Source organism: Flavobacterium panacis, assembly GCF_024649945.1.
GTDB lineage: Bacteria > Bacteroidota > Bacteroidia > Flavobacteriales > Flavobacteriaceae > Flavobacterium > Flavobacterium panacis.
Map to the genome: position 1 here is coordinate 107,890 of NZ_JANKMS010000012.1, position 23,840 is coordinate 131,729.

A 23,840-nucleotide genomic window follows, 5' to 3' on the forward strand; every position below is an offset into this window, starting at 1 on the left:
ACCTCCAGCCAAAATGGCCAATGGTACTAAAAACAAGATTATTCCAACGACAATCTTTTTTCCTATAATTTCATAATCTATTCGTTTCATATTGTTCGTTTTAAGTTAATATTAAAGATTTAATTCTGTAGATTTAGTCGAATTTTAAAATGTATTTTTTCTTAAATGGAAGAAAGTTTACTGATTCTTCTTGTGAATGCGCTGTCTCAAAACGTCTTGCCAATCAATTAACGGATAGAGATTGTTTTTCTTTGCCTGATTGTCAAATTCTGCCTGAAGTTCTTTTAGTTTTTCAGGATATTTTTTAGCCAAATCAACTCTTTCGTTAAAATCGGTATTGAGGTTATACAATTCCCAAACATCATTGTCAAAATTACTTGGTTCGTCTTTTTTAGATAAAGCATCATTTTGAGTAATGTCAATATAATCTGGATGATGAGGTGCCGAAGCTTTCCAGCCGTCTTTGTATAAAGATCTTGAACCGAAAATATAATAATGCTGAATTTTATGTCTAGAAGGCGCTTTTGCATCAGCGTAAGAATACGCCAAAGAAGTTCCCTGAATAGAATCTTGTGCAATTCCTCTGATGGTTTCTGGTGCTTTGATTCCGACAGTTTCTAAAGTAGTTGGCAAAATGTCAATTACGTGTCCGTATTGCGTACGAATTCCAGGTGTTTTAATTCCTTTTGGATAATAAACAATCAGCGGATTTCTAGTTCCTCCTTCAGAATGTGCATCTTGTTTTAGATTTCTAAACGGAGTATTGGCCGCCAATGCCCAGCCGTGCGGATAATTTTCTTTGGTTGCAGCTGGAGTTCCTAATAAAGCTGTTTTAGCTAAATTAGATTTCAAAGATTCCTCTTTAATTTTAGGATCAGAAAGCTTTCTGAAAGTTTCGTCCACCAATCCAATTGAAGTTCCTTCTTTACTCGCTCCGTTATCTCCTAAAATAACATAGAAAATAGTATTGTCTAACTGATTAATTGATTTCAGATGATCTACAATTCGGCTTACTTCGTAATCGGTATATTCTAAATATCCGGCATATATTTCCATAAACTGAGCGTATAGTTTTTTCTCCTCTGCAGATAATGTATTCCAAGCAGGAACATAAGAATCACGAACTGGCAGTTTAGCGTCAGAAGGAATCAATCCTAATTTTTTCTGATTGGTAATTACTTTATCTCTGTAAGCATCCCAGCCATCGTCAAATTTACCTTTGTATTTATCGCTCCATTGTTTTTCTACCTGATGCGGAGAGTGAGTTGCTCCCGGCGCATAGTATAAAAAGAAAGGTTTGTTTGGAGCGGCATGTTTCTGACGGTCGATGTACGTAATCGCTTTATCTGTAATTAATTCGCTTAAATGTTTTCCTTTCAAATCAGTTGTAAACTCATTTTTAGATTTGTCTTTTTCGGCTCCGTTTAATTTCGTACTTCCATTTAACCACGTTTGATCTTCTACTAAATCAGGATTGTACTGATCGGTTTGAGAACCCAAAAATCCGTAAAAATGCTCGAAACCTTTTCCAGTTGGCCATCTGTCAAACGGACCGGCATCTGTGGCGTCTTCATCTGGCGTAACACCATATTTTCCAACTGCGAAAGTATTGTAACCGTTATCACGTAAAATTTCTGCAATCGTTCCTGCCGAAGAAGGAAGTCTTCCATCCCAACCAGGAAAACCTGCAGACATAGAAGTATGCGAAAATCCACCCACATGAACGGCATGTGAATTACGTCCTGTTAATAAAGCCGAACGTGTTGGCGCACAAATCGCTGTGGTGTGAAAGTTGGTGTAACGCAAACCGTTATTCGCCAGTTTTTCAAAAGTTGGTGTATTAATTAAACCACCAAAAGCGCTTGTTGCTCCAAAACCGACATCATCTAATAAAATCCAAACTACATTTGGTGCACCTTCTGGCGCTTTTACAGGTTCGATCCAATATTCTTTAGAATCGGCTAAGGTTTTTCCGATAACGCCTTTATAATTTGGATCTGGTTTTGATTGCCCAAAACCGAATTGAGCAACAAGTAAAGCAGTAACCAAAAGCCCTTTTTGAGGACTTTTGATAGTGCTGTTATATTTTAAATTTTTCATTGAATACTAATTAGTTATTTGTTCCTCCAGGTTTTGTAGCCTGTTTGATTAAATCTGAAACTGTTTTTCCTTTGTCAGCTCCAGTGTTGTGAATTCTTCTGTTGTAAACATCCTGCCAGTCAATCAACGGATAAACGTTGTTTTCTTTTGCTTGTTCATCAAACAATTTTTGAAGTTCGGCTAGTTTCTCAGGATACTTTTTTGCCAAATTGTTGCGTTCGTTGAAGTCTTCGTTTAGGTTGTATAATTCCCAAACATCAGTATCAAAATTACTTGCTGCTGGTTTTTCATTATTTCCTAAAGATTTTTTCACTGCGAATGAATCTGGTAAATGTGCTGCCGAAGCTTTCCATCCGTCTTTATAAATCGCTCTATTTCCGAAAATGTAGTAATACTGTACTTTATGTAAAGATTCTGCTTTCGGATTATCGATTGAAGCTTTGAAAGTTGAACCTTGAATAATATCTTGTTTGATGTTTTTGATATATTCTGGAGCTTTAATTCCGGCAATATCCAAAGTGGTTGGCAAAATATCGGTTACGTGGCTATATTGATTTCTGATGCCGCCTTTGTCTTTAATTCCGTTTGGATAAAATACAATCAATGGGTTACGAGTTCCACCTTCTGAATGTGCGTCTTGTTTCCAGTTTTTGAAAGGAGCATTGGTTGCCTGAGCCCATCCTAGAGGATAATTGGTGTTTAAACCTTTTGCAGTTCCGATTTCTCCAATATTATTCAAATTGCTTTGGAAGTTCTCTTCATCCGTTTTTCCTTGAGAGAATAAACTTTGGCTAATTGTTCCTTGTAAAGTTCCTTCTTTACTTGCTCCATTATCACCAATGGCAACAAAAATCAAAGTATTATCAAGTTGTCCGCTTTGTTTTAAATAATCGACAACTCTTCCAATTTCATAATCAGTATACGTCAAGAATCCAGCGTAAACTTCCATGAATCTTGCGTAAACTTTCTTTTGATCTGGAGATAATTTTTTCCATTCTGTAATTAAAGCGTTACGTTCTGGTAAAACGGCATTTGCAGGAATTACACCCAATTTCTTTTGGTTTGCTAATACTTTTTCGCGGTAAACATCCCAACCTTCGTCAAATTTGCCTTTGTAAGGTTCTACCCATTTTTCAGCAACCTGATGAGGTGCGTGAACTGCTCCAGGCGCATAATACAAGAAAAATGGTTTTCCAGGCGCCGCTTTTTGTTGTTTTTGAATATAACTGATGGCTTTGTCTGTAATCAATTCATTCAAATGGCGGCCATCAGGTTTAATATGAGTTTGATCTTCCACCAAATCAGGATTGTACTGATCGGTTTGAGAACCTAAGAATCCGTAGAAATGATCGAAACCTTTTCCGGTCGGCCATCTGTCAAACGGACCTGCATCTGTTGCGTCTTCATCTGGCGTAACACCATATTTTCCAACGGCAAAAGTGTTGTAACCGTTTTCACGTAAGATCTCTGCAATTGTTCCTTTGTCAGAAGGAATTCTTCCGTCCCAACCTGGAAAACCTGCCGATAAAATAGTATGTGAAAATCCACTAACATGCACTCTTCCCGAATTTCTTCCTGTCAACAAAGCGGCACGGGTAGGAGCACAAATCGCTGTTGTATGAAAGTTGGTATAACGTAAACCGTTGTTGGCCAAATTATCAAAAGTTGGTGTGTTGATCAATCCTCCAAAAGCACTTGCAGCTCCAAATCCAACGTCATCTAGCAAAATCCAAACTACATTCGGAGCACCTTTTGGGGCTGTTACTGGATCTGGCCAATATTCTTTAGAATCGGCCAACGTTTTTCCAATTGTTCCTTTAAATTCTGTTTTTTCCTGCGCTATTCCCAATTGAGCAATTAAGAAAGCGGTAATCAAAAGTCCTTTTTTCGGACTTTTGACTGCAATGCTATTTTTTAAATTTTTCATTGTTGTATAGTTTTTTAGTTATATGGCTTTTTTAATAGTTTTTCTAAACACATAGAATCATAGACATTGTTTGTTGTAAAGGCGTTTCACTAGTTTCAATTCACATAGCAACTATGTGTGGAGAAACGAGTTTCTCTTTTACTTCCTTTATTAATAATTTAAAATCTATGTTTCTATGTGTTTAAAATTTTAGTATCCAGGATTCTGTGGTAATCCATCAGGATTGATATTTCTTTCACTTTGTGGAATCGGATACAGATTATTTCTTTCCGAAACAGAGTTTTTAGCGGTTACTTTTTTTACTTCGGTAACTAGAGTTCCCCATCTCACCAAATCAAACCATCTTTGTCCTTCCTGAACAAATTCTTTTTTACGTTCTTCCTGAATTGCCGCTCTAAAAGTGGTCTGATTCAACGCTACTAAATCAACGGTTACGTCTGGTGTTGTAATTGCTTTTCCGAAAGCTCTTCTTCTAACCTGATTGATCAATTCGTAAGCTTCTGCCGTTGGACCGCTTTGTTCATTGATCGCTTCCGCTAAAGACAAAAGAATGTCTGCATAACGAATCACAGGAAAGTTAATCGCTACGTTTGAAGGCGTTGCCAGATTTGTTAAATCCAAGTATTTTTTAAAGATTGGTTTCGGAAAAGTATAAAGCGTTCCCGTTGTCGGATTAAGCAATTGTTTCGCATAACTCACATCTCTTCTTTTATCTCCAGCTGCATAAATGTCATAGAATAAAGCAACATCTGAGATAATATCGGCTGGTTCAGTAGCTGTAAATCCGGTGAAAGATGTAGCTTGGAAAGTACTTCCGCTAGAACCATTTCCAGCTTGATTGGGTTCAAACTGAACAGAGAAAATATGCTCTTTTCCGTTCTTTTTGGTTTTAGTGAAAATGTCTTGAAAATCTTCAAACAAAGCATATCCATAACCACCATTGATTACTTCTCTGGCTTTTAAAATAGTGTTAGGCCAATCTTTTCTAGTGATATATACTTTAGCCAAAATCGCTTTTGCAGCTCCAGAAGTCGCGCGTCCAGCATCTGCAGCGCTATAAGTTGCAGGTAAACTTTCAGCATCTGTTAAATCTTTAATAATCTGAGCGTAAACTTCATCAACTGTAGCGCGGTTGGTTTTTAAATCTCCCAATTTGATAGAAGTCGCTTCGTGTAAAACAATTGGAACACCACCCCAAAGTCGAACTGCTTGGAAATACAGTAAACCTCTAATGAATTTAGCTTCGTTAATTAATCTTGTTTTGATAACCTCAGAACCCGAAACTTTCGGAATATTATCTATAGAAACATTTGCTCTATTGATTCCCGCATAAATTTGTCTCCAAGCCACCTGAACACGATCTGAAGTGGCGTCATGAGTCAAACTACTCAAAGCCCTAACTTGTGGATTCGTAGCAGAAACTCCCGCTGCAGCATAATCAGAAGCCATATCTGTTAAGAAATAAAGGTTTCTTCCAAACAAACTCTGTTCGCCTGGATCAAGACTTAATGAAGCGTAGACAGCAGTTACACTTGCAACAGCATCATCTTGTGTTATAAAATAATTGTCTTCGGTTACAAAAGAGGCTGGTGTTACCTCAAGCTCCGTGCACGATACCAATAAACCGGCACTTAAAAGGAATGTTATAAGGATCTTTTTCATTTTGATATATTTTTTTACTTAGAAAGTTACGTTCAAGCCCGAGATGAATGTTTTGGAGTTTGGATAAGAACCAAAGTCAATTCCCGGATATAAGTTGTTTTGTTCGTATGAACTTACCTCTGGATCATATCCAGTATATTTCGTCCATGTAATTAAGTTTTCTGCAGAGACATATACTTTTACGCTTTTTGTTCCCAATTTTTTAGAAACGCTTTTGGGTAAAGTATATCCTAATGTGATTAATTTCAATCGTAAGAAAGAAGCATCTTCCACATATCTTTCAGAAACAATTCCTAAAGGAGAACTTGTCGCTCTCGGAATTTCATTACTCGGATTTGTTGGTGTCCAACGATTATTTAAAGTCGCTGCAGCATTTGTTCCAAGAGTAGAAATTTCCAATTGCTGATTTAAAGCGTTGAAGATTTTAGCTCCGTAAGATCCTTGAAAAGAGAAATTCAAATCGAAATCACCATACGAAACGGTATTGCTGAAACTTCCAACAAATTTTGGCTGAGAAGTTCCTAAGTTTCCTTTGTCCAAAGCAGTAATTACACCATCTCCATTTGTATCAACATATCTTCGGTCTCCAACTTTTGTATTGGCCAAACTGTTGATTTTTGGTTGAGTATTCACTTCTTCCTGGGTTTGGAAAATTCCGTTTGTTCTATATCCCCAAAAAGTTCCTAAAGGCAAACCTACTTTTACGATAACAGGCTGTTGCTGTAATAAAGAACCATTTGGAACAACTGGGAAAAATTCGTTTACACCATTTCCGATCTCGGTAACTTTATTTCTGTTTAAAGAAAATACGATGTTAGAATTCCAAGCGAAGTTTTCTGTTTTGACATTTTCGGTTGTCAAACCAACTTCAAAACCTTTATTTTCAACTCCACCAATATTTTGAAGTACAGTCGCATAACCAGAACTCAACGGAACTGGAACGCTGATTAATAAATCGTTTGTTTTTTTGTAATACACATCAAAAACAAAATTGATTTTTCTATCTAATAAGGATAAATCCAGTCCAACATTATATTGCGTTGTTTTTTCCCATTTCAAATCCGGATTTGCCAATCGGGTAGGAGCAATTCCAGTGTATAAAGTTCCGCCGAAAGAATAATTTACAGAACCCATTGAAGCAAGAGAAAGATAATTTCCAATTTCTTGGTTTCCAGTTGTTCCCGCTGTAATTCTAAGTTTGGCTTCGGTTACACCTTTGATGTTGTTGGCAAATTCTTCATCAGTAATATTCCATGAAAATCCTGCTGATGGGAAATAACCCCAAAGTGATTCCGTACCAAATCTAGAAGATCCGTCAGCACGTCCTGAAAGTGTAAAGTTGTATTTACCTTTATAAGAATAATTTACCCTTGCCAACCACGATTTTAAAACACTTTCGTAAGCTTCACTATATGGTTTTACAGCGACTCCATCCTGAAGCGCATTGTAAGTATTCGCATCATTTACAAACGTATTAGCTCCTGCATTTACGACTTCACCTTTTGTATATTGAAGCGTATAACCTCCTAAAGCAGAAAACTTATGACTTTCTCCGAAATTGGTGTTATAGTTTAAAGTGTTTTCATTCAAAACAGAACCAACCAAACGATCTCCAACAGAGGCTAAACCTTTAGTACCAGCTCCGGTTGTGGTATTAGACGGCGCATAATAATTTTGTTTGGTATTTAAAACGTCGCCACTTACAGCCACTTTAGCAGTTAGCTTTTTTGTGATTTTATATTCACCAAATAAACTCGTTAGAATTCTGTTTAAGCTGGTTTCGTTTATAGTATTGTCTAAATCGTTAATTGCGTTAGGAACATAACCATTTACAGAAGTGGCATACGGATTATTGGTTACATTATAACTTCCATCAGCATTTTTTATTGGAACAACTGGAGCAGTCAATACAGCAGCCACTAGTGGGTTTGGAGTTCTACCGCTTCCCGCAGTTCCTACACCATTGGCAAGAGAATAAGTGTAATTGGTATTTACACCAAATTTAAAGTTCTGTGAATAGTTTCTTTCGTAATTGGCACGCAGCGAAATACGTTTAAAATCAGAACCCAAAACAATTCCTTCCTGATCAAAATAACCTGCAGAAACCGAATATCTCGATCTTTCATCTCCACCCGAAAAAGATAAATTATGACTTTGAACAGGCGCTGCAGTTCTAAAAGCTGCCGACTGCCAATCGTAATTTCCAGAAGTTTTGAAAGCTTCAATTTGTGCATCAGTAAAAGAAGGCGCCTGACCGATACTCGCCTGAACATCGTTTCTTAAACTGGCCCATTCGCTGGCATTCATTAATTTCAGTTTTTTCGAAATATTCTGAAATCCGAAATACCCTTGGTACGAAATATTGTCTTGACCTTTTGTTCCTTTTTTAGTGGTAATAATAACAACTCCATTTGCTCCACGTGAACCATAAATGGCTGTAGCAGATGCATCTTTCAAAACCTCAATAGATTCAATATCAGCTGGATTTATGGTCGACAAAACGTTTACACTTGCTCCAGCATAAGTTACGCCAGCAGAACTATTGGCGTTATCATTATAAATTAGAATTCCATCTACAACATAAAGTGGCTCGTTACCAGCTGTAATAGAGTTTCCTCCACGAATACGGACACTCGAAGAAGCGCCTGGACGACCAGAACTTTGTGTAACTACAACCCCTGCAACTGCGCCTCTTAAGAGATTATCTGCAGAAGAAGTTACTTGAGATAAATTGGCTTTTGGAACCGAAGCAACAGAACCCGTAATGTCTTTTCTTTTCTGAGTTCCGTAACCAACAACTACTAATTCATCTAGTTCTTGGCGTTCTTCTTTCAAATTAATAATTACCGGATTTTTTTCTACAATTACTTCGGCTTTTTTATATCCAATGTAACTTACAATTAAAGTGTAAGGGAATTTTTGTCCTGTCTGAAAATAAAATTTTCCTTCAGCATCTGTAATAACACCATGAGTTGTTCCTTTAATGGTAACAGAAGCACCAATAACAGGCTGATTGGTAATGGCATCTACAACAGTTCCGTCAAGTTTAGACTGGATTAGCGGGGTGGTATTTTGGGCTTGTATTCCTGCCGTCAGCAGCAGGAGAAATAACAATATGTATATGTTTGAAATTTTTTTCATTTCTTTGTGTTGGTTTTAAGTAATTAACAAGACGCCCTGAGCACTGTTTATACAGCACTCTAAAAGTGTTCTTGATTTAGTGATAAATGTTCTTTAAGCCTCGCCATTTCTGTTGCCGCAGAAATGGCTTTTTTTATTTACAGCAGCAGCTTTGCATTGTTTTCATTTTAGTTTTTTTTAATTGTTAGTCATTTTAATTTTTGAATAATAGGTAGGTTTTCAAGAATCAGTCAAACGCGATAAAAAGGCATTTGAAAGATTTTTGGGTAAACTCAGTAAATATTTTCGGTGGTGAATTTTTAAGAAATCTGCTTTTGAAAAAATGAAAAAGCACATAAAATAAATGTAGATTTTTAACAACAGAAACACATATAACAAAAAGTGTTATAAGTGTATACTTTAGGAAGAATGTAACGCGATATGCTTTCTGTCGTTTTCACAATAATAATTTTTAAGTTTGAAACATTATTAAACTCTACTAATCCTATAGACAAAGTTAAATTTTATATAATAAAAACCAAAAGTTTGTAGATTTTTTTTTGAAAAAACTGTGTTTAAGAAGGTGCGCTGAAATTCTAATTATTAAATAATCTCTTATTTTAAAGGGTTTAAAGAAATATTCTCCACTAGAATAAATGTTAAAATAAAAATGAAATGAAAATTAAAATTGTAGTATTTTACATGGTTTTAAAGACTCTTTATCTTTAATCTAATGGATTGATTTAAGCTAAAATCAACTTAAAAACGTCAGCAAAATACTTTTGACTCATTATTATGCAAATTTCTAACTTAATTTTAAAGTTGATTTTGAATAAATTAGAGTAAATTTATAGAGACCAAAAAGAAAACAAATTTTTTTATTCATGATAAGGATAAATACTTATATTTGTAATAAGTATTTTTACTTAGTTTTAAATTAACGAAATGATAGAAGTAAAAGAAGCATTAGAAATTGTAGCAGCAAACAGCTCAAATTTGTCCACACAAAAGATTGCAGTAAAAAAAGCACTTGGATTTATTTTGGCAGAAACAATTTATTCGCCAATTTCAATGCCGCCTTTTAGACAATCTGCAATGGACGGTTATGCTTTTATTCATTCAGAAAGACATCAATTTGATATTGTTGGAATTTCTCAGGCTGGAGATCATGCTAACATAAAACTAAAAGAAAACGAAGCGATTCGAATTTTTACCGGAGCGTACGTTCCAGATAATGCCGATACGGTTATTATGCAGGAACATGTAATGGCAAATGAAAATTCTATTTTAATTGCAAAAAAGCCTGAACCTTTTGCCAATGTTAGAAGTAAGGGAGAACAAATTAATGCTGAAGACGTTGTTTTTGATGCTAATACTTTGATTACACCAGCCGCAATCGGATTTTTAGCTTGTTTAGGAATTACAGAGATTACGGTTTATAAAAAACCGAAAGTAGCCATTTTGGTTACAGGAAATGAATTGGTAAAGCCTGGAAAAAAACTTTCAAAAGGTAAAATTTATGAAAGTAATTCGGTGATGTTAGAGGTGGCACTTGAAACAATTGGTATTAAGAAAGTTAAAATTCATACCGTTAAGGACAATTTAAAAGCTACAAAAAGTGCTTTAAAAACAATTTTGGAAGAAAATGATGTTGTTTTAATTTCGGGCGGAATTTCAGTTGGAGATTATGATTTTGTGAAAGAAGCTTTATTGAAAAATGGTGTAGAAGAGCTTTTTTATAAAATCAATCAGAAACCAGGAAAACCAATGTTTTTTGGTGCTAAAAAAGATACTTTGGTTTTTGCACTTCCTGGAAATCCGGCGTCATCATTGACTAATTTTTATATTTACGTTTATCCGGCTATCAAAAACAGAATGGGATTTTCGAATACACATTTGCCAAAAATAGTTCGTAAATTAAATAGTACAATACAAAATACAACGGGTAAAACACTTTTTCTAAAAGCTTTATACGAGGAAACAAATGTGACCATTCTTGAAGGACAAAGTTCTGCAATGCTTAATTCTTTTGCCATCGCGAATGGTTTAGTGATTGTACCGCAAGATGTTCAGAATATTAAAAAAGGACAATTGGTTACGGTATTGCCGATTGATTAGTTTTTTTAGAAGAAGAGGCAATAAGAAAGGGATATAGATTTTATGGACAATAATGAAAAGCGCTGTATAAATAAAAACACATAGCTTGCTAAATATGGATTATTGAAAGACAATAGTAGAAAACCTGAAACTTGAAACAAAAAGACATGGAAACATTAACGGTATTTATTCTTTGCGGAGGAAAAAGCTCCCGAATGCAGTCAGAAAAAGGATTGGTTTTGTTTCAGGATAAACCATTCATTGAGCACATTATTCAGGCGATTTTACCGATTACCGATAACATAAAATTGATTACAGGATCTAAAGAATACGATTATCTGGAATATGAAAAAATACCAGATTTGGTTTTAGATAAAGGCCCGATGGGCGGAATTTACACCGCCTTGTCACATTCTGAAACAGAATTCAATCTGATTTTAAGCTGTGATATTCCGTTAATTTCAACCGAATTATTACAGGAATTAATTTCAAAACATACTAAAGAAGCAGGAATTACAATTTTTGCTTCAGAAAGTAAAACGCATCCGTTAATCGGAATTTATTCGAAAAGTATTGTTCCGACCATCAAAGAAGCAATCGAATCTAACGAATTAAAGATGATGGATTTGCTGACGAAATTACCGCATCAAATCATAAACATAGAAGAAAGCGAAAACTTTCATTTAACCAATATTAATTCGGCTGACGAATTAAACGACCTGAATATCAATTTAATTTAAAGACTATGCGAAATGTAAAAACACCCAAATTGACGATTGTAGGCGCAGGTCCAGGCGATGTTGAATTGATCACATTAAAAGCAATTAAAGCTTTGGAAAGTGCCGATGTAGTTTTGTACGATGCTTTAGTAAATGAAGAATTACTGGAATATGCATCAAATGCTGAAATTGTTTTTGTTGGAAAACGTTTAGGCTGTCACGCTTACACCCAAGATCAAATTAATGATTTGATTGTTTCCATGGCAAATCTTCACGGACATGTGGTTCGTTTAAAAGGAGGCGATTCTTTTGTTTTTGGAAGAGGAAGCGAAGAAATAGATTATGCTGTAAAATTTGGTTTAGAAACTTCTGTTGTACCAGGAATTTCGTCTGCTTTGGGCGTTCCGGCTTCTGCTGGAATCAGTTTGACGCAACGTAAAATTGCTGAAAGTTTTTGGGTAATTACGGGAACAACTTCCAATCATGAACTTTCTAAAGATGTTCATTTGGCGTCAAAATCGGCTGCGACTGTGGTTATTTTGATGGGAATGCATAAATTAGATGAAATTATTTCTATTTATCAGGAAAATAGAAATGATGATTTGCCAATTGCTATTATTCAAAACGGAACAAAAAATTCTGAACAAAAAGTGATTGGAACTATAAACACAATTACTAAATTGGTATCCGAAAAGAATATTTCATCACCGGCTATTATAGTAATTGGCGAAGTAGTAAAAAATACATCAAAATTAACGGAATATTTTCAAGAGCATTTTGATGATGAATTTATCTTTCAAAATTTAAACTTATAAGCATGATCGAGGTTAAATATTTTGGAGCTGTTGCTGAAAAAACAAAATGTGAATTCGAAAAATTATCTTTTTCAGAAGAAGTTTCACTAAAAAAACTATTGCAAGATTTAAACGAAAAATATGAGTTCGAATCTTTGACTTTCAGCGTTGCAGTAAATCAAAAAATAGTTTCGAAAGCTGTAGATTATACTTTGCAAACGAGCGATATTGTGGCTTTGTTGCCTCCATTTGCTGGAGGTTAAAAATAAATTTATGAGCGGAACCTCACGATATAACAGACAAATGATACTTCCAGAAATTGGAGATGTCGGTCAGTACAAATTACTAAAAGCTAAAGTTTTGGTAATTGGTGCGGGAGGTTTAGGTGCTTCAGTTTTACCCTATTTAGCTGGCGCTGGAGTTGGAGAAATTGGAATTGTTGATGATGATCTTATCGAAGTTTCGAATTTACACAGACAGGTTATTTACAAAACTTCCGCCGTTGGAAAAGGGAAAGCAGCTGAAGCTAAAGAGATGATTTCAGAACTGAATCCTCTTGTTAAGGTGAATGTTTATGCAGAGAAATTGTCTGGTAAAAATGCCCTTTTCTTATTTGAAAAATACGATATTATTGTCGATGCAACAGACAATATTTCCATTAAATATTTAATTAATGATGCTTGTTTGGCAACGAATAAACCAATGGTTTACGGATCTATTTTTAGATTTCAGGGACAAGTTTCAGTTTTCAATTATCAAAACGGACCTACATATAGATGTTTGTATCCAGATGAAAATTCGAATTTTGCCAATTGTGAAGATGCCGGAGTAATTGGAGTTTCTGTTGGAATTATCGGAATGCTTCAAGCCAATGAAGTTATTAAAATGATTCTCGGAATCGGAGAAGTTTTAAGCGGAAAAATATTAGTTTATAATATACTGAAGAACGAACAGCAGAAGTATAATTTCGACAATAATTCAACTTTAAAAATGGTTAAAGAAGATTTTGAAAAAAGATATAATTCTGATGAAAATCAAATTGAAGAAATAAAATTTGAGTCCATTTTGGATGAAATTGAAAACGATGAGGTTCTTTTTTTGGATGTTAGAAATGTAGATGAATTGCCAAGAATAAAATTAAAAAACAGCATTCAAATTCCGCTTTTAAATTTAGAAAACGAAATTAAAAGCCTAAATAAAAATCAAGTTATTTACGTTTTCTGTCAATCAGGAATTAGAAGTAAAATCGCGACCGAATTGCTTCAGAAAAATCAATTTCAAAATGTAAAAAGCATTGTTGGAGGCGCTTTAGTAATGCGAAATTTATTAGAAGAAAAAAAGGGTAGCCACGAATTCACGAATTTTATTTTTTAAATCTATGCGCAAAGTATTGGATTAATTCGTGAAATGTGAATTACACAAATTATGGCGTGATAATTCGTGAATTCGTGGCAGAAAAAAATAAAGATAATGAGTAAAAATGTATTTGTAGAAGGACCGATTTCTCCAGAATTTATTGCAGAATCGATCGCCAAACACCAATCTAAACATACCATTGGTGCACATAATATTTTTCTAGGGCAAGTTCGTGCTGATGTTATTCACGATAATACTGTCGTAGCAATCGATTATTCGGCATATACAGACATGGCTAATGAAGCACTTTATACAATTCGAGAAAAAGCCTTCGCTAAATTCGATTTAACCTGCATGCATATTTACCACAGTTTGGGCGTTGTAAAAGCAGGCGAAATCTGTTTGTTCGTTTTTGTTTCGGCAACTCGTCGCAAACAAGTTTATGAAGCAACCGAAGCCATCGTAAACTGGATCAAAACCGATGTGCCGATTTTTGGAAAAGAGATGTTTGAAAACGATACATTCACTTGGAAACAAAATACCTAAGAAATAATAATGGTAGATATTACGCATAAAATAAGTACTTTAAGAGTCGCAACTGCAACTGCAATTGTAAAAGTCAGCAGGCAGGAAACAATTGATGCGGTTGTGAATAATTTAGTGCCAAAAGGAAACGTATTTGAAATGGCAAAAACGGCAGGATTATTTGCTGTTAAAAACACGCATTTATCTATTCCCGATTGTCATCCACTTCCAATTGAATTTACTGCTGTAGAATATAATATCGAAGCTTTGGATATTCATATTATTTTCAAAGTAAAAACGGTTTACAAAACAGGCGTTGAGGTTGAAGCCATGCACGGCGCATCAATTGTAGCATTGACGATGTACGATATGCTAAAACCGATAGACAAAGAAATCGAAATTTCGACCATCAAATTAATCAATAAAGAAGGTGGAAAATCATCTTTCAAAAATAAATTCCCGAATGTAATCAAAGCTGCGGTTTTCGTTTGTTCCGATTCGATTTTTGCAGGCGATAAAGAAGATCGTTCTGGTAAAACAATTGTAGAAAAGTTAGATTCGTATGGAGTTGAAACTTCGCATTATGAAATTATTCCAGATGAATTGGATATTATTCAGGAAAAAACTAAAGCTTTCGCGAAAGAAAATCAGTTAGTGATTTTTACAGGCGGAACAGGCTTGTCTCCAAGAGATGTTACACCAGAAGCTTTGGCGCCATTATTAGAAAGTCGAATTCCAGGAATCGAAGAAGCAATTCGTAGTTATGGACAAGAAAGAATGCCATATGCGATGCTTTCTAGAAGCGTTGCAGGAACTTTAGGCAAAACGTTGGTTTTGGCTTTGCCGGGCTCAACAAACGGCGTACGAGAATCGATGGATGCTGTTTTTCCGCATGTGATGCACGTTTTTCATATTTTAAAAGGAAAAAATCATGACATCCTCTAACATTATTTTAACGGATGGTTTTGGGCGCAAACATAATTATTTGCGCATTTCGCTGCTGGAAAAATGCAATCTGCGTTGTACGTATTGCATGCCGGCTGACGGAATCGTGCTTTCTCCAAAAGCCAGTTTAATGACGGCTGAAGAGATTTTTGCAATTGCTGAAACTTTCGTAAAAAATGGTGTTGACAAAATACGATTAACTGGTGGCGAACCTTTGCTTCGAAAAGACTTTCCAGAAATCGTTTCTAAATTGTCAGAATTAGATATTTCGCTTTCGATAACAACAAACGGAATTTTAATTGACCGTCATATTGAGACTTTAAAACAATTTAAAGTTCAAAAAATCAATTTGAGTTTAGATACTTTAGTTTCGTCAAAATTTGCTTCTATAACGCTTCGAAATCAGTTTGAGAAAGTAATTGACAATCTGCATTTGCTTTTGAATAATGATTTTCAGGTAAAAGTAAATGTAGTTTTGATGAAAGGTTTTAATGATAATGAAATTGTTGATTTTGTAAAACTGACTCAATTTTTACCAATTTCTGTTCGTTTTATCGAATTCATGCCTTTTGCAGGAAACGAGTGGGATAGGAGTAAAATGGTTTCACAAAAAGAAATTCTGTCTTTAGTTGAAAACAGTTTTTCTTCAGATGAAATTCAAAAGTTGGAAGACGAAAAAAACTTCACTTCAAGAAATTATAAAATAAAAGATTTTCAAGGCGATTTCGGAATCATCAGTTCCATTACCAATCCGTTTTGTGACAGCTGCAACAGAATCCGCTTGACGGCTGACGGAAAAATAAAAAATTGCCTTTTCTCTAATTCTGAAACTGATTTATTGACGGCTTTTAGAAATGGGGAATCTATTGAGAATTTAATTATGACTTCTATTCAAAATAAAAAGAAAGTTCGAGCAGGAATGGTTAGTGTTTCAGAAATAAATGATCCTGCTAAACATTTTGATAATCGCAGTATGATTACGATTGGAGGGTAGATACGGTATTTTTCATTTAGTGTGTCATTTCGACCGAAGGGAGAAATCGCACTAGTTGATCGACTAAGATTGGTTCTTTACTTTGCGGAATTTCTAGTGCGATTTCTCCCTTCGGTCGAAATGACAAAAAAGACTAAATAAAAAAAGGTTCAACTTTACGTCAAACCTTACTTCAAATTATTTTTTCTTTTTAGCTTTTGCCTTTGATTTTTTCAAAGCTTGTGCTTTCTTTTCAGCGGCTTTTTTAGCTTGAGCTTTTGCCTTTTCCTTTTTCGCCTTTTCTTTTTTCTTTTCAGCAGCTTTTAGTTTGGCGTTTTTCGCTTTTTCCAATTTTTTGATAACCGCTTTAATTGCCTTTTCTCTTTTCTTTTCCTTTTCTTTTTTGGCTTTCAGTTTAGCTTTAAGCTTTGATTTTATATCGTTTTTTTCTTTGCCAATTTTTTCAACAGTTACAACGGGCTTGTTTTCAGAAGCATCATTAGTTTTAATTTCTACAATTTCAGAAACTATAGGTTCTTTTTTTGCAGGTGTTGCAGCGACTTTTTTTACGGTAGCTTTTGGAGTCGTTTTAGAAGCGGCTCTTACTGGTGTTTTTGTTACTGGTTTTACTGTGGCTGCAGGTGCTTTTGTAGCTGTTGTTCTTGCGGCTGTAGTTCTAGAAGTAGTAGCTTTTGTTGCTGGTGTTTTTGTAGCAGTTCTCGTTGTTCTTTTAACTGTTGTCTTAGTTTCTGGTTGAACTTCTGTAGTGGTTTCTACAGCTGTTTCTGCTGGAATATCGGTTGCATTTTCAGCAGGAGTACTTGGATTTCTTTTTATCATAACTGTATTTTTTTGTTGAGTAAAATAGCTTGATACTAAGAATGTTAAATGGCATCTGAGGTATAATGCTTTGATGCGGATTCTTAGCTTAGCTAAATATACGCATTTTTTTTAAATACATGAAAATTAAGTTTTTACTGTTTTACAAGTTCTAAAATTGTAAAATTACTTTTTGGAGCTTCACATAAAGAACAACAATAATCTTCGGGTAAATTCTCAAATAAAACTCCTTTTGGAATGCCTTGTGTTTCGTCTCCGTATTCTGAATTGTAAAGCGTTAAACATTCCTGGCATTGGTAAATATCCAACTGCGGTTTTTCTTTTTTCTGCAGATTTTCAGTTGTTTCTGAAGCTGTATTTCCTAATTCTTCAAAATATTTTCGGCTTAATTCAATTAAAATTGTTGGAAGTTCCAATTTGTCAATGTCTTGAGAGTGCACAATATATTCTCGTGTATTAGGGTCGAAGTTCTTGGCAAACAAAACATTGTAAGTATCTCGAATTTTGATGGATTCTAAAGCCGCAGGAAGTTCGTTCTTTTCGATGACAATTGAAGTAAAATAATGTCCATCACGGTTGTATTCCGAAATTCCGAAATTTAATCCGTATGTGCTGATGTCGAATTGATCTAATGTTCGAACTAAGAAAGTTTTTAAGTTTAAAGCCCATTCCATTGCAACGGGTAAATGCCAGTTTAATTCTAACAAAGAATGACGAACATTGATTCCTCTTTTTCCGAGAAATTTTTCCCATTCTAATTTTCGATCTTTTGGAATTCCTTTTATAATGAAAGATTTCCAAGGTGTGATACAGATTTTCCCGATTTTGCATTCAAAACACAAATCGCACATTTCTTTTAGAAAATCCAAATCGTAAAGATTATTTCGCCAATATAATCCAAGCCAATATTGATCAATTCCCATTCTATTCATTCCTTCATAATATGGAAATGGATAAAACGGAATATTTAATGGTTTATCAATGGTTCGATTATTGGTGTCCAAAGCTTCGCTGACCAAAGTGAAAAGCAATTCGATGTCAATAGAATCTTCTTCGTAGATTTTTTCAATTTCGTAATAAATTTTAGCCAAATCCCAGGTGTAAAGTAAAACTGGATAAACTTCCATTTTTTCCCATTTTGGAAGACGAATGTACAAATACCAATAATCTTCCAGTTCCGAAGCAATAAAATTCAAATGCCCCGTAAACAAAGGAACCAATTGCTGTTTTGGGTCAGTTATGTTGACTTTGAGTTTTTGCTGTTCTTTGAATTCTTCTAAAATGTATAAAAAACGGTTTCCGGTAAGCCAGTTTGTATTTCTGAAAATATCGGTTGAAACATAAGAGGAAACAATATTATTTCCGCTTTTTTGATCTGGATAAACAAAATGATGTTTACCTAAAGTGGTTTTGTCAAGAGATTTAAATCCTTTCGGAAAAATAATATCCTGTCTGGAACCAAAGGAGATAGAATCCAAACCTTCATCCAAAGCAATATTAACTACTTCTCGTAATTCCCCTGGCGAAATAACGCCTCCTTTTACTATTAATCTTGTTAGTTCCATTTTTTCTTAGTTTTCAGTCTCAGTTTTCAGTCGCAGTCTCAGTCGCAGTCTCAGTCACAGTTTTCAGTCACAGTTTTCACTGGATACTGTGACTGTAACTGAAAACTTATTTACACTTCGCCAATATCTCTTTTACTTCTGTTTTACAGCTTCCGCAGCCTAAACCTGCGCCTGTGTTTTTACATAATTCTGTGAAATCACTGACCCCACTTTTGATAGTTTCTTCAATATTTCCAGCACCGACTTGACTGCAAGAGCAAACTAGTTTTCCTAAAACAGGTTTTGCGTTTGAGCTTCCTCTTAAAAGTGTATTTCTTTTATCTGACAATTCGATTTTGCTTTCAATCATGGTTTTGAATTCGGCAAACTCATTTTTATCGCCCATTAAAATCGCACCGACTAAAAGATCGTCTTTTACGATGCATTTTTTATAGTAACGTTTTTTCAAATCGGTAAAAACAATTTCTTCGTACGAATCATCATTTTCTGGAATGGTCAAATCGCCGATACTGCAAAGATTGATGTCTTCTAATTTTAGAATATTCATTAAAATCGAGCCTTTGTAATAACTGCTGATATCACCCGCAAGGAAATTTGCTAAAATATTAGCTTGTTCTTCGGCAGCAGAAGTGATTCCGAAAAGTTTATTTTCGAATTCGGCTATTTCTCCAATTGCAAAAATATCTGGATTTGAGGTCTGTAAATATTGATTTACTTTGACGCCGCGTCCACATGCAAGCCCACTTTCGCGAGCAATTTCGATATTCGGAATTGTTCCAATTGTATAGACAATCGCATTTGCAGTTATGATTTTACCGCTTTTTAAAGCAATTTCAATTTCGTTTGGATTATCGGTTTCAAATACGGTGCTGACTTCATTGTCAAAATAAATCTGAATATCACGAAGCTGCACTTCTTCGGCTAGTAATTTGCTTGAAATTCGGTCTAACTGGCGTTCCATCAAACGTGAAGCACGCTGAATAATCGTAGTTTTTACTTTTTTATGTTTTAAAGCCGCAGCTAATTCCAATCCTAATAACCCACCACCGATAATGACAACATGTTGTTCTTCTGGTGGAAGATTCGTGCTGTCTAAATGTTTTTTTAAACGGTCGGCATCTTCTTTTCTTCTAACTGTAAAACGTCCAGGAAGATGAAGCTGTGCATTTTCAGGTACAAATGGACGACTTCCGGTTGCTATAATCAACGAATCGAAAGTATGGGTTTCGCCTTGACTATCTACGATTGTTTTTTGTTTTGGATCTAATTTTTCAATGGCAACTCCGGCTTTCATGGTAATTTTTAATTTACTGAAAGTTTCGCCGTCTTTGACTTTTAGAAGCTGTTCCCAAGTAAATTCTCCCGTCATATATTCTGGAAGTAAAACACGATTGTAAAACGGGTTTACTTCATTCGAAAAAACTATAATTTCATCTGTAGAATTAAATTCACGATAGTTTTGAATGAATCGGAATGAAGCCGCTCCAGCGCCAACAATGGCAATTTTGTGAAAAGGTTTTACGTATTTCTTAATCGAAACTGTTGTAAACTTAAAATCAGGTTCTTTTGAAATTGGATCGACAACGATATTCGTTAAATTATTGGTTCTGTTTAAATCATTTTCAAGCTGTTTTCCCCAGTGCATTGGCAGAAATAATACTTTTTCTTTAATGGAATCGGTAACTTTTGCTTTTACGCGAACTTCTCCGTTTTTACTTGAAACCACAACAATGTCGCCATTTTTAATATCGTTTTTAAAAGCATCAATCGGATTTATTTCTAAAACCGGACTTGGAATATGCGTTAACAAACGCGATACTTTTCCAGTTTTGGTCATCGTATGCCATTGATCGCGGATTCTTCCCGTTGTTAAAATAAAAGGGAATTCGTCATTTGGTTGCACCGATGTATTTTCGATAGAAACAGGAAGATTAAAAATTGCTTTTCCAGATGGTGTATAGAATTTTTTATCTGTAAATAATCGTGGAGTTCCAGGATGATTGTAGTCTGGAACTGGCCATTGAAAAGTGCCTTCACTTTTTAAACGATTATAATTTAAAAAGGAAATGTCAATATTAGTGTTTTTGGTAAGTGCACAATGCTCTTTGTAAACTTCTTCGGCACTGTTGAAATTGAATCCGTTGAAATTCATTTTTTTAGCAAAACGAATTAAAATTTCAATGTCTGGAAGTGCTTCTCCCGGCGGATTAATCCCTTTTGGCAGATACGAAATACGACGTTCTGAATTGGTCATTGTTCCTTCTTTTTCCAACCAACCCGCAGCAGGCAATAATAAGTCGGCAAATTTGGCCGTATCTGCATTATGCGAAATATCTTGAACTACAACAAATTTTGCATTTTGAAGTGCTTTTTCGGCTCTTCTAGAATCGGGTAAACTTACTAATGGATTAGTACAGATAATCCAAACCGCTTTCATTTTACCAGATTCTAAGGCTTCAAACATTTCTGTGGCCGTTAAACCTGGTTTGTCTGAAATTTCATCGACGCCCCAAAAATCAGCAACTTCTTTTCTATGCGTTGGATTTGCAATGTCTTTGTGCGCTGCCAAAAGTGTTGCCATGCCGCCCACTTCGCGTCCGCCCATTGCGTTGGGCTGCCCCGTTAATGAAAATGGTCCAGAACCTGGTTTCCCAACTTGTCCCGTCAATAAAGATAAGTTCAGTAAAGCTGTGTTTTTGTCAACACCAACAGCACTTTGATTTAAACCCATAGCCCAAAGTGAAATAAATCCTTTTGCTTTTCCGATAATATCAGCAGCGAGTTTGATATCGTTTACTGGAATACCGCAAAGTTTGGAAGCTTTTTCAAGCGAGGTTCCTAAAACTAAATCTTTATATTGTTTGAAATTTTCTGCGTGATTTTTAACAAAATCATGATCGACATAACCTTTTTCGATAATACGTTTGGCAATGGCATGATATAAAATAATATCTGAACCCGGAATAATCTGTAAATGTAAATCAGAGAAAATGGCAGTATCTGTTCGTCTTGGATCGATGCAGATGATTTTAGTCTTCGGATTTTTCTCTTTGTGTTTTTCTAATCTTCTAAAAAGAATAGGGTGGCACCAAGCAGGATTTGCACCTGTAATTAAAAAAGTATCTGCTAATTCAATATCATCATAAGCAATTGGAACAGAATCTTCTCCGAAAGTCTTTTTATAACCCACAACCGCAGAACTCATGCAAAGTCTGGAATTGGTATCGATATTATTGGTTTTCAAAAAACCTTTTACGAGTTTATTGACTAAGTAATATTCCTCTGTTAAACATTGTCCCGAAATATAAAATCCAACGCTGTCTGGTCCGTGTTTTTTAATGATAGAAGTAAAAACTGCCGCTGCGCGATCCAAAGCGGTATCCCAACTTACGCGTTCCAGCGGATAAGATTTGCTGCCTCGCATTTCAGGATATAAAATTCTGTCTGAAGTATCGTTAACTACGTAATGCAGATTCATTCCTTTAGAACAAAGCATTCCTTTGTTTACCGGATGATCTTTGTCACCTTGGACCATTACACCATTTTTAGCATCGTTGGTTACGATTATACCACAGCCAACGCCACAGTAGGAACAGGTAGTTTTGATCTTCGTACTTTGCATTATAGTTCGGTTTTAAATAAATCACTTACTTAACTCAAAACAAAAATAAGTATTTTTTAAGTATTAATACTTAATTTTTGATTTATTTTTTTACTTTTGATAAAAGAATTGAGGATCAACAAATACTTTTAATGCCGAAAAATTGAACTCATGAAAGAAGAATCTATTTGTTACAATTGTTTAAATGAAAATTGTTTCATCAAAAGGCATTTGCATTTAGAGCAAATGAAACAATACATTTTGAAGAAAAATAGTTTTGTTTGCAAAAAGTCACAACGTTTTATAACGGAAGGAGCGCCTTTGCAAGGACTTTATTTTATTTGTAAAGGAAAAGCAAAAACGGTAAAAACAGGAATTAACGGTCGTGAACAAATTGTTCGTTTAACGACAAATGGAGATACAGTTGGCTTTCGAGGATTCGGAACGAGCAAGCGTTATTTGATCGGCGCTTACGCTCTGGAAGATACTGTATTGTGTAATTTCAGTAATGAAACGATGCAAGAAATTCTTCAAAATATTCCAGAGTTTACGTATGCTTTAATGCTTTTTTATGCTGATGAATTAAACAAAAGCGAAAATAATATCCGAAAGATTGCTCATATGAATGTCCGCGAACGTGTGATTGATTTACTGCTTTATATTCATCGTAAATTCGGACAAAAAAATGGCTTGATTGATATTGAGCTTTCGCGAAAGGAAATCGCAGATTTTGCTGGAACTACAGAGGAACAAGCGATTCGCATTTTATCAAGTCTTAAAAAAGAAGCTTTAATTAAAACGGAAGGAAAACGTGTTGGGATTTTGGAAGTTTCAACGCTTCGATCTGAGATTATGGAGCATAAGTATTTTTAATCTAAGATTCTAAGTTGCTAAGACTCTAAGATGCTGAGTTTTTTTGTAGAGACGCACCGCAGTGCGTCTCCACGTCGAATAGTTATTATTTTTTTCTTCCCACAAATCTAATTACAGAACCAGTTCCGTTATGGAATAGACCCTCGCTGAGTTCGATTTCTTTTTCTTCTAATTCTATGATTTCATAATTATGAAAATCAGCTTTGATTTCTTCTGTTGAAAATAAGGATTCAATGTCTTTTGGTCCGCCAACTTTTTCATTTTTGGTTACATATTCCAAATGCTTTTTGCTAAAAGCTTCAAAAATTAGAATTCCGCCTTTTCTCAAAAGTTGATTCAGTTGTTTGTGTATTTCAGATTTTATGACAGCTGGAAAATGTGCATAGATTAAAGCGATTGCGTCAAACTGTTCTTCCTGAAAATCTAAAGTTCCCAATTCGCCAACTTGATAATCGATTGAAACATTATTGTTTTTTGCTAATAAAATTGCTTTGTTTCTGCCTTCTTCACTATCAAAAGCGGAAACTTCCCAGCCTAATTTTGCAGCAAAAATAGCATTTCGTCCTTCGCCTTCGGCTGGAAAAAGAATCGAGCCAGTTTCTAATTTTTGAATTTGTTCTTTAAGATAATTGTTGGGTTCTTCGCCGTATGCGAATTCTTCTGTTTTATAACGGTCGTCCCAACGCTGAGTCCAGGTATCCATTTAGTTTGCATTACTATTAATAAATGAAAGATAATCATAG

Annotated in this window: 17 protein-coding genes; 9 read left to right on the forward strand and 8 right to left on the reverse strand. The window is 35.0% G+C overall.

Features of this window, described 5'->3' with window-relative positions:
* Positions 1-177 precede the first annotated feature (177 nt).
* The 4 genes from NQQ59_RS21680 to NQQ59_RS21695 all read right to left on the reverse strand — a co-directional run bounded on the left by NQQ59_RS21680 (position 178) and on the right by NQQ59_RS21695 (position 8,830).
* Entirely contained in the window at positions 178-2,100 is a 1,923-nt protein-coding gene (locus NQQ59_RS21680; RefSeq protein WP_144218997.1) for an arylsulfatase, read from the reverse strand.
* Positions 2,101-2,110: 10 nt separating this feature from the next.
* A complete protein-coding gene (locus NQQ59_RS21685) occupies positions 2,111-4,027 on the reverse strand; it encodes an arylsulfatase (RefSeq protein WP_144218999.1) in 1,917 nt (638 codons plus the stop codon).
* A gap of 189 nt (positions 4,028-4,216) precedes the next feature.
* On the reverse strand, positions 4,217-5,689 hold the full coding sequence (locus NQQ59_RS21690; protein ID WP_144219000.1) for a RagB/SusD family nutrient uptake outer membrane protein: 1,473 nt from the start codon (positions 5,687-5,689) through the stop codon (positions 4,217-4,219).
* An 18-nt stretch (positions 5,690-5,707) separates the two neighbouring features.
* On the reverse strand, positions 5,708-8,830 hold the full coding sequence (locus tag NQQ59_RS21695; RefSeq protein WP_144219001.1) for a SusC/RagA family TonB-linked outer membrane protein: 3,123 nt from the start codon (positions 8,828-8,830) through the stop codon (positions 5,708-5,710).
* A 924-nt stretch (positions 8,831-9,754) separates the two neighbouring features.
* Between NQQ59_RS21695 and NQQ59_RS21700 the strand changes: the two genes are divergently transcribed.
* The 8 genes from NQQ59_RS21700 (at position 9,755) to moaA (ending at position 16,239) form a co-directional block, all read left to right on the forward strand.
* On the forward strand, positions 9,755-10,927 hold the full coding sequence (locus tag NQQ59_RS21700) for a molybdopterin molybdotransferase MoeA (protein ID WP_144219002.1): 1,173 nt from the start codon (positions 9,755-9,757) through the stop codon (positions 10,925-10,927).
* Positions 10,928-11,073: 146 nt separating this feature from the next.
* Positions 11,074-11,646 (forward strand): molybdenum cofactor guanylyltransferase, encoded by a 573-nt coding sequence (locus NQQ59_RS21705; RefSeq protein WP_144219003.1) that lies wholly within the window; start codon positions 11,074-11,076, stop codon positions 11,644-11,646.
* A gap of 5 nt (positions 11,647-11,651) precedes the next feature.
* Positions 11,652-12,440, forward strand: coding sequence for a uroporphyrinogen-III C-methyltransferase (cobA, locus tag NQQ59_RS21710; protein WP_144219004.1), 789 nt, complete (start codon positions 11,652-11,654; stop codon positions 12,438-12,440).
* Between the two features lie 2 nt (positions 12,441-12,442).
* Positions 12,443-12,682, forward strand: a complete 240-nt coding sequence (locus tag NQQ59_RS21715; protein ID WP_144219005.1) for a MoaD/ThiS family protein — start codon at positions 12,443-12,445, stop codon at positions 12,680-12,682.
* 10 nt (positions 12,683-12,692) lie between these two features.
* Positions 12,693-13,793, forward strand: coding sequence for a HesA/MoeB/ThiF family protein (locus tag NQQ59_RS21720; RefSeq protein ID WP_144219006.1), 1,101 nt, complete (start codon positions 12,693-12,695; stop codon positions 13,791-13,793).
* A gap of 96 nt (positions 13,794-13,889) precedes the next feature.
* Entirely contained in the window at positions 13,890-14,321 is a 432-nt protein-coding gene (locus NQQ59_RS21725; protein WP_144219007.1) for a molybdenum cofactor biosynthesis protein MoaE, read from the forward strand.
* A 9-nt stretch (positions 14,322-14,330) separates the two neighbouring features.
* The gene (moaCB, locus tag NQQ59_RS21730) at positions 14,331-15,245 is read left to right on the forward strand and encodes a bifunctional molybdenum cofactor biosynthesis protein MoaC/MoaB (RefSeq protein WP_144219008.1); all 915 of its coding nucleotides are present in this window, start codon (positions 14,331-14,333) and stop codon (positions 15,243-15,245) included.
* Positions 15,232-16,239 carry a GTP 3',8-cyclase MoaA gene (gene moaA / locus NQQ59_RS21735; RefSeq protein WP_144219009.1) on the forward strand — a complete coding sequence of 336 codons (1,008 nt, stop codon included), beginning with the start codon at positions 15,232-15,234 and terminating at the stop codon, positions 16,237-16,239. Before moaCB ends, moaA begins: the two co-directional genes overlap by 14 nt.
* A 177-nt stretch (positions 16,240-16,416) precedes the next feature.
* Here moaA and NQQ59_RS21740 read toward each other — a convergent pair whose 3' ends face one another.
* The 3 genes from NQQ59_RS21740 to NQQ59_RS21750 form a co-directional block, all read right to left on the reverse strand.
* Positions 16,417-17,058: a hypothetical protein gene (locus NQQ59_RS21740; RefSeq protein WP_144219010.1), complete on the reverse strand. Its 642-nt coding sequence runs from the start codon at positions 17,056-17,058 to the stop codon at positions 16,417-16,419.
* A 134-nt stretch (positions 17,059-17,192) separates the two neighbouring features.
* Positions 17,193-18,623, reverse strand: coding sequence for a rubredoxin (locus NQQ59_RS21745; RefSeq protein WP_144219011.1), 1,431 nt, complete (start codon positions 18,621-18,623; stop codon positions 17,193-17,195).
* Between the two features lie 106 nt (positions 18,624-18,729).
* Entirely contained in the window at positions 18,730-22,245 is a 3,516-nt protein-coding gene (locus tag NQQ59_RS21750; RefSeq protein WP_144219012.1) for a nitrate reductase, read from the reverse strand.
* Between the two features lie 150 nt (positions 22,246-22,395).
* Here NQQ59_RS21750 and NQQ59_RS21755 point away from each other — a divergent pair, with 150 nt between their 5' ends.
* A complete protein-coding gene (locus NQQ59_RS21755) occupies positions 22,396-23,097 on the forward strand; it encodes a Crp/Fnr family transcriptional regulator (RefSeq protein WP_144219013.1) in 702 nt (233 codons plus the stop codon).
* A gap of 85 nt (positions 23,098-23,182) precedes the next feature.
* Here NQQ59_RS21755 and NQQ59_RS21760 read toward each other — a convergent pair whose 3' ends face one another.
* A complete protein-coding gene (locus tag NQQ59_RS21760) occupies positions 23,183-23,800 on the reverse strand; it encodes a class I SAM-dependent methyltransferase (RefSeq protein WP_144219014.1) in 618 nt (205 codons plus the stop codon).
* Between the last annotated feature and the right edge of the window lie 40 nt (positions 23,801-23,840).

Excerpts from the sequence above, each read along its gene's own strand:
- NQQ59_RS21705 (WP_144219003.1), top strand. The coding sequence starts at position 11,074 with ATGGAAACATTAACGGTATTTATTCTTTGCGGAGGAAAAAGCTCCCGA.
- moaA (WP_144219009.1), top strand. The coding sequence starts at position 15,232 with ATGACATCCTCTAACATTATTTTAACGGATGGTTTTGGGCGCAAACAT.
- NQQ59_RS21690 (WP_144219000.1), bottom strand. The coding sequence starts at position 5,689 with ATGAAAAAGATCCTTATAACATTCCTTTTAAGTGCCGGTTTATTGGTA.
- NQQ59_RS21695 (WP_144219001.1), bottom strand. The coding sequence starts at position 8,830 with ATGAAAAAAATTTCAAACATATACATATTGTTATTTCTCCTGCTGCTG.
- NQQ59_RS21725 (WP_144219007.1), top strand. The coding sequence starts at position 13,890 with ATGAGTAAAAATGTATTTGTAGAAGGACCGATTTCTCCAGAATTTATT.
- NQQ59_RS21680 (WP_144218997.1), bottom strand. The coding sequence starts at position 2,100 with ATGAAAAATTTAAAATATAACAGCACTATCAAAAGTCCTCAAAAAGGG.
- NQQ59_RS21760 (WP_144219014.1), bottom strand. The coding sequence starts at position 23,800 with ATGGATACCTGGACTCAGCGTTGGGACGACCGTTATAAAACAGAAGAA.
- NQQ59_RS21720 (WP_144219006.1), top strand. The coding sequence starts at position 12,693 with ATGAGCGGAACCTCACGATATAACAGACAAATGATACTTCCAGAAATT.
- cobA (WP_144219004.1), top strand. The coding sequence starts at position 11,652 with ATGCGAAATGTAAAAACACCCAAATTGACGATTGTAGGCGCAGGTCCA.
- NQQ59_RS21740 (WP_144219010.1), bottom strand. The coding sequence starts at position 17,058 with ATGATAAAAAGAAATCCAAGTACTCCTGCTGAAAATGCAACCGATATT.
- NQQ59_RS21715 (WP_144219005.1), top strand. The coding sequence starts at position 12,443 with ATGATCGAGGTTAAATATTTTGGAGCTGTTGCTGAAAAAACAAAATGT.
- NQQ59_RS21745 (WP_144219011.1), bottom strand. The coding sequence starts at position 18,623 with ATGGAACTAACAAGATTAATAGTAAAAGGAGGCGTTATTTCGCCAGGG.
- NQQ59_RS21700 (WP_144219002.1), top strand. The coding sequence starts at position 9,755 with ATGATAGAAGTAAAAGAAGCATTAGAAATTGTAGCAGCAAACAGCTCA.
- NQQ59_RS21750 (WP_144219012.1), bottom strand. The coding sequence starts at position 22,245 with ATGCAAAGTACGAAGATCAAAACTACCTGTTCCTACTGTGGCGTTGGC.
- moaCB (WP_144219008.1), top strand. The coding sequence starts at position 14,331 with ATGGTAGATATTACGCATAAAATAAGTACTTTAAGAGTCGCAACTGCA.
- NQQ59_RS21755 (WP_144219013.1), top strand. The coding sequence starts at position 22,396 with ATGAAAGAAGAATCTATTTGTTACAATTGTTTAAATGAAAATTGTTTC.
- NQQ59_RS21685 (WP_144218999.1), bottom strand. The coding sequence starts at position 4,027 with ATGAAAAATTTAAAAAATAGCATTGCAGTCAAAAGTCCGAAAAAAGGA.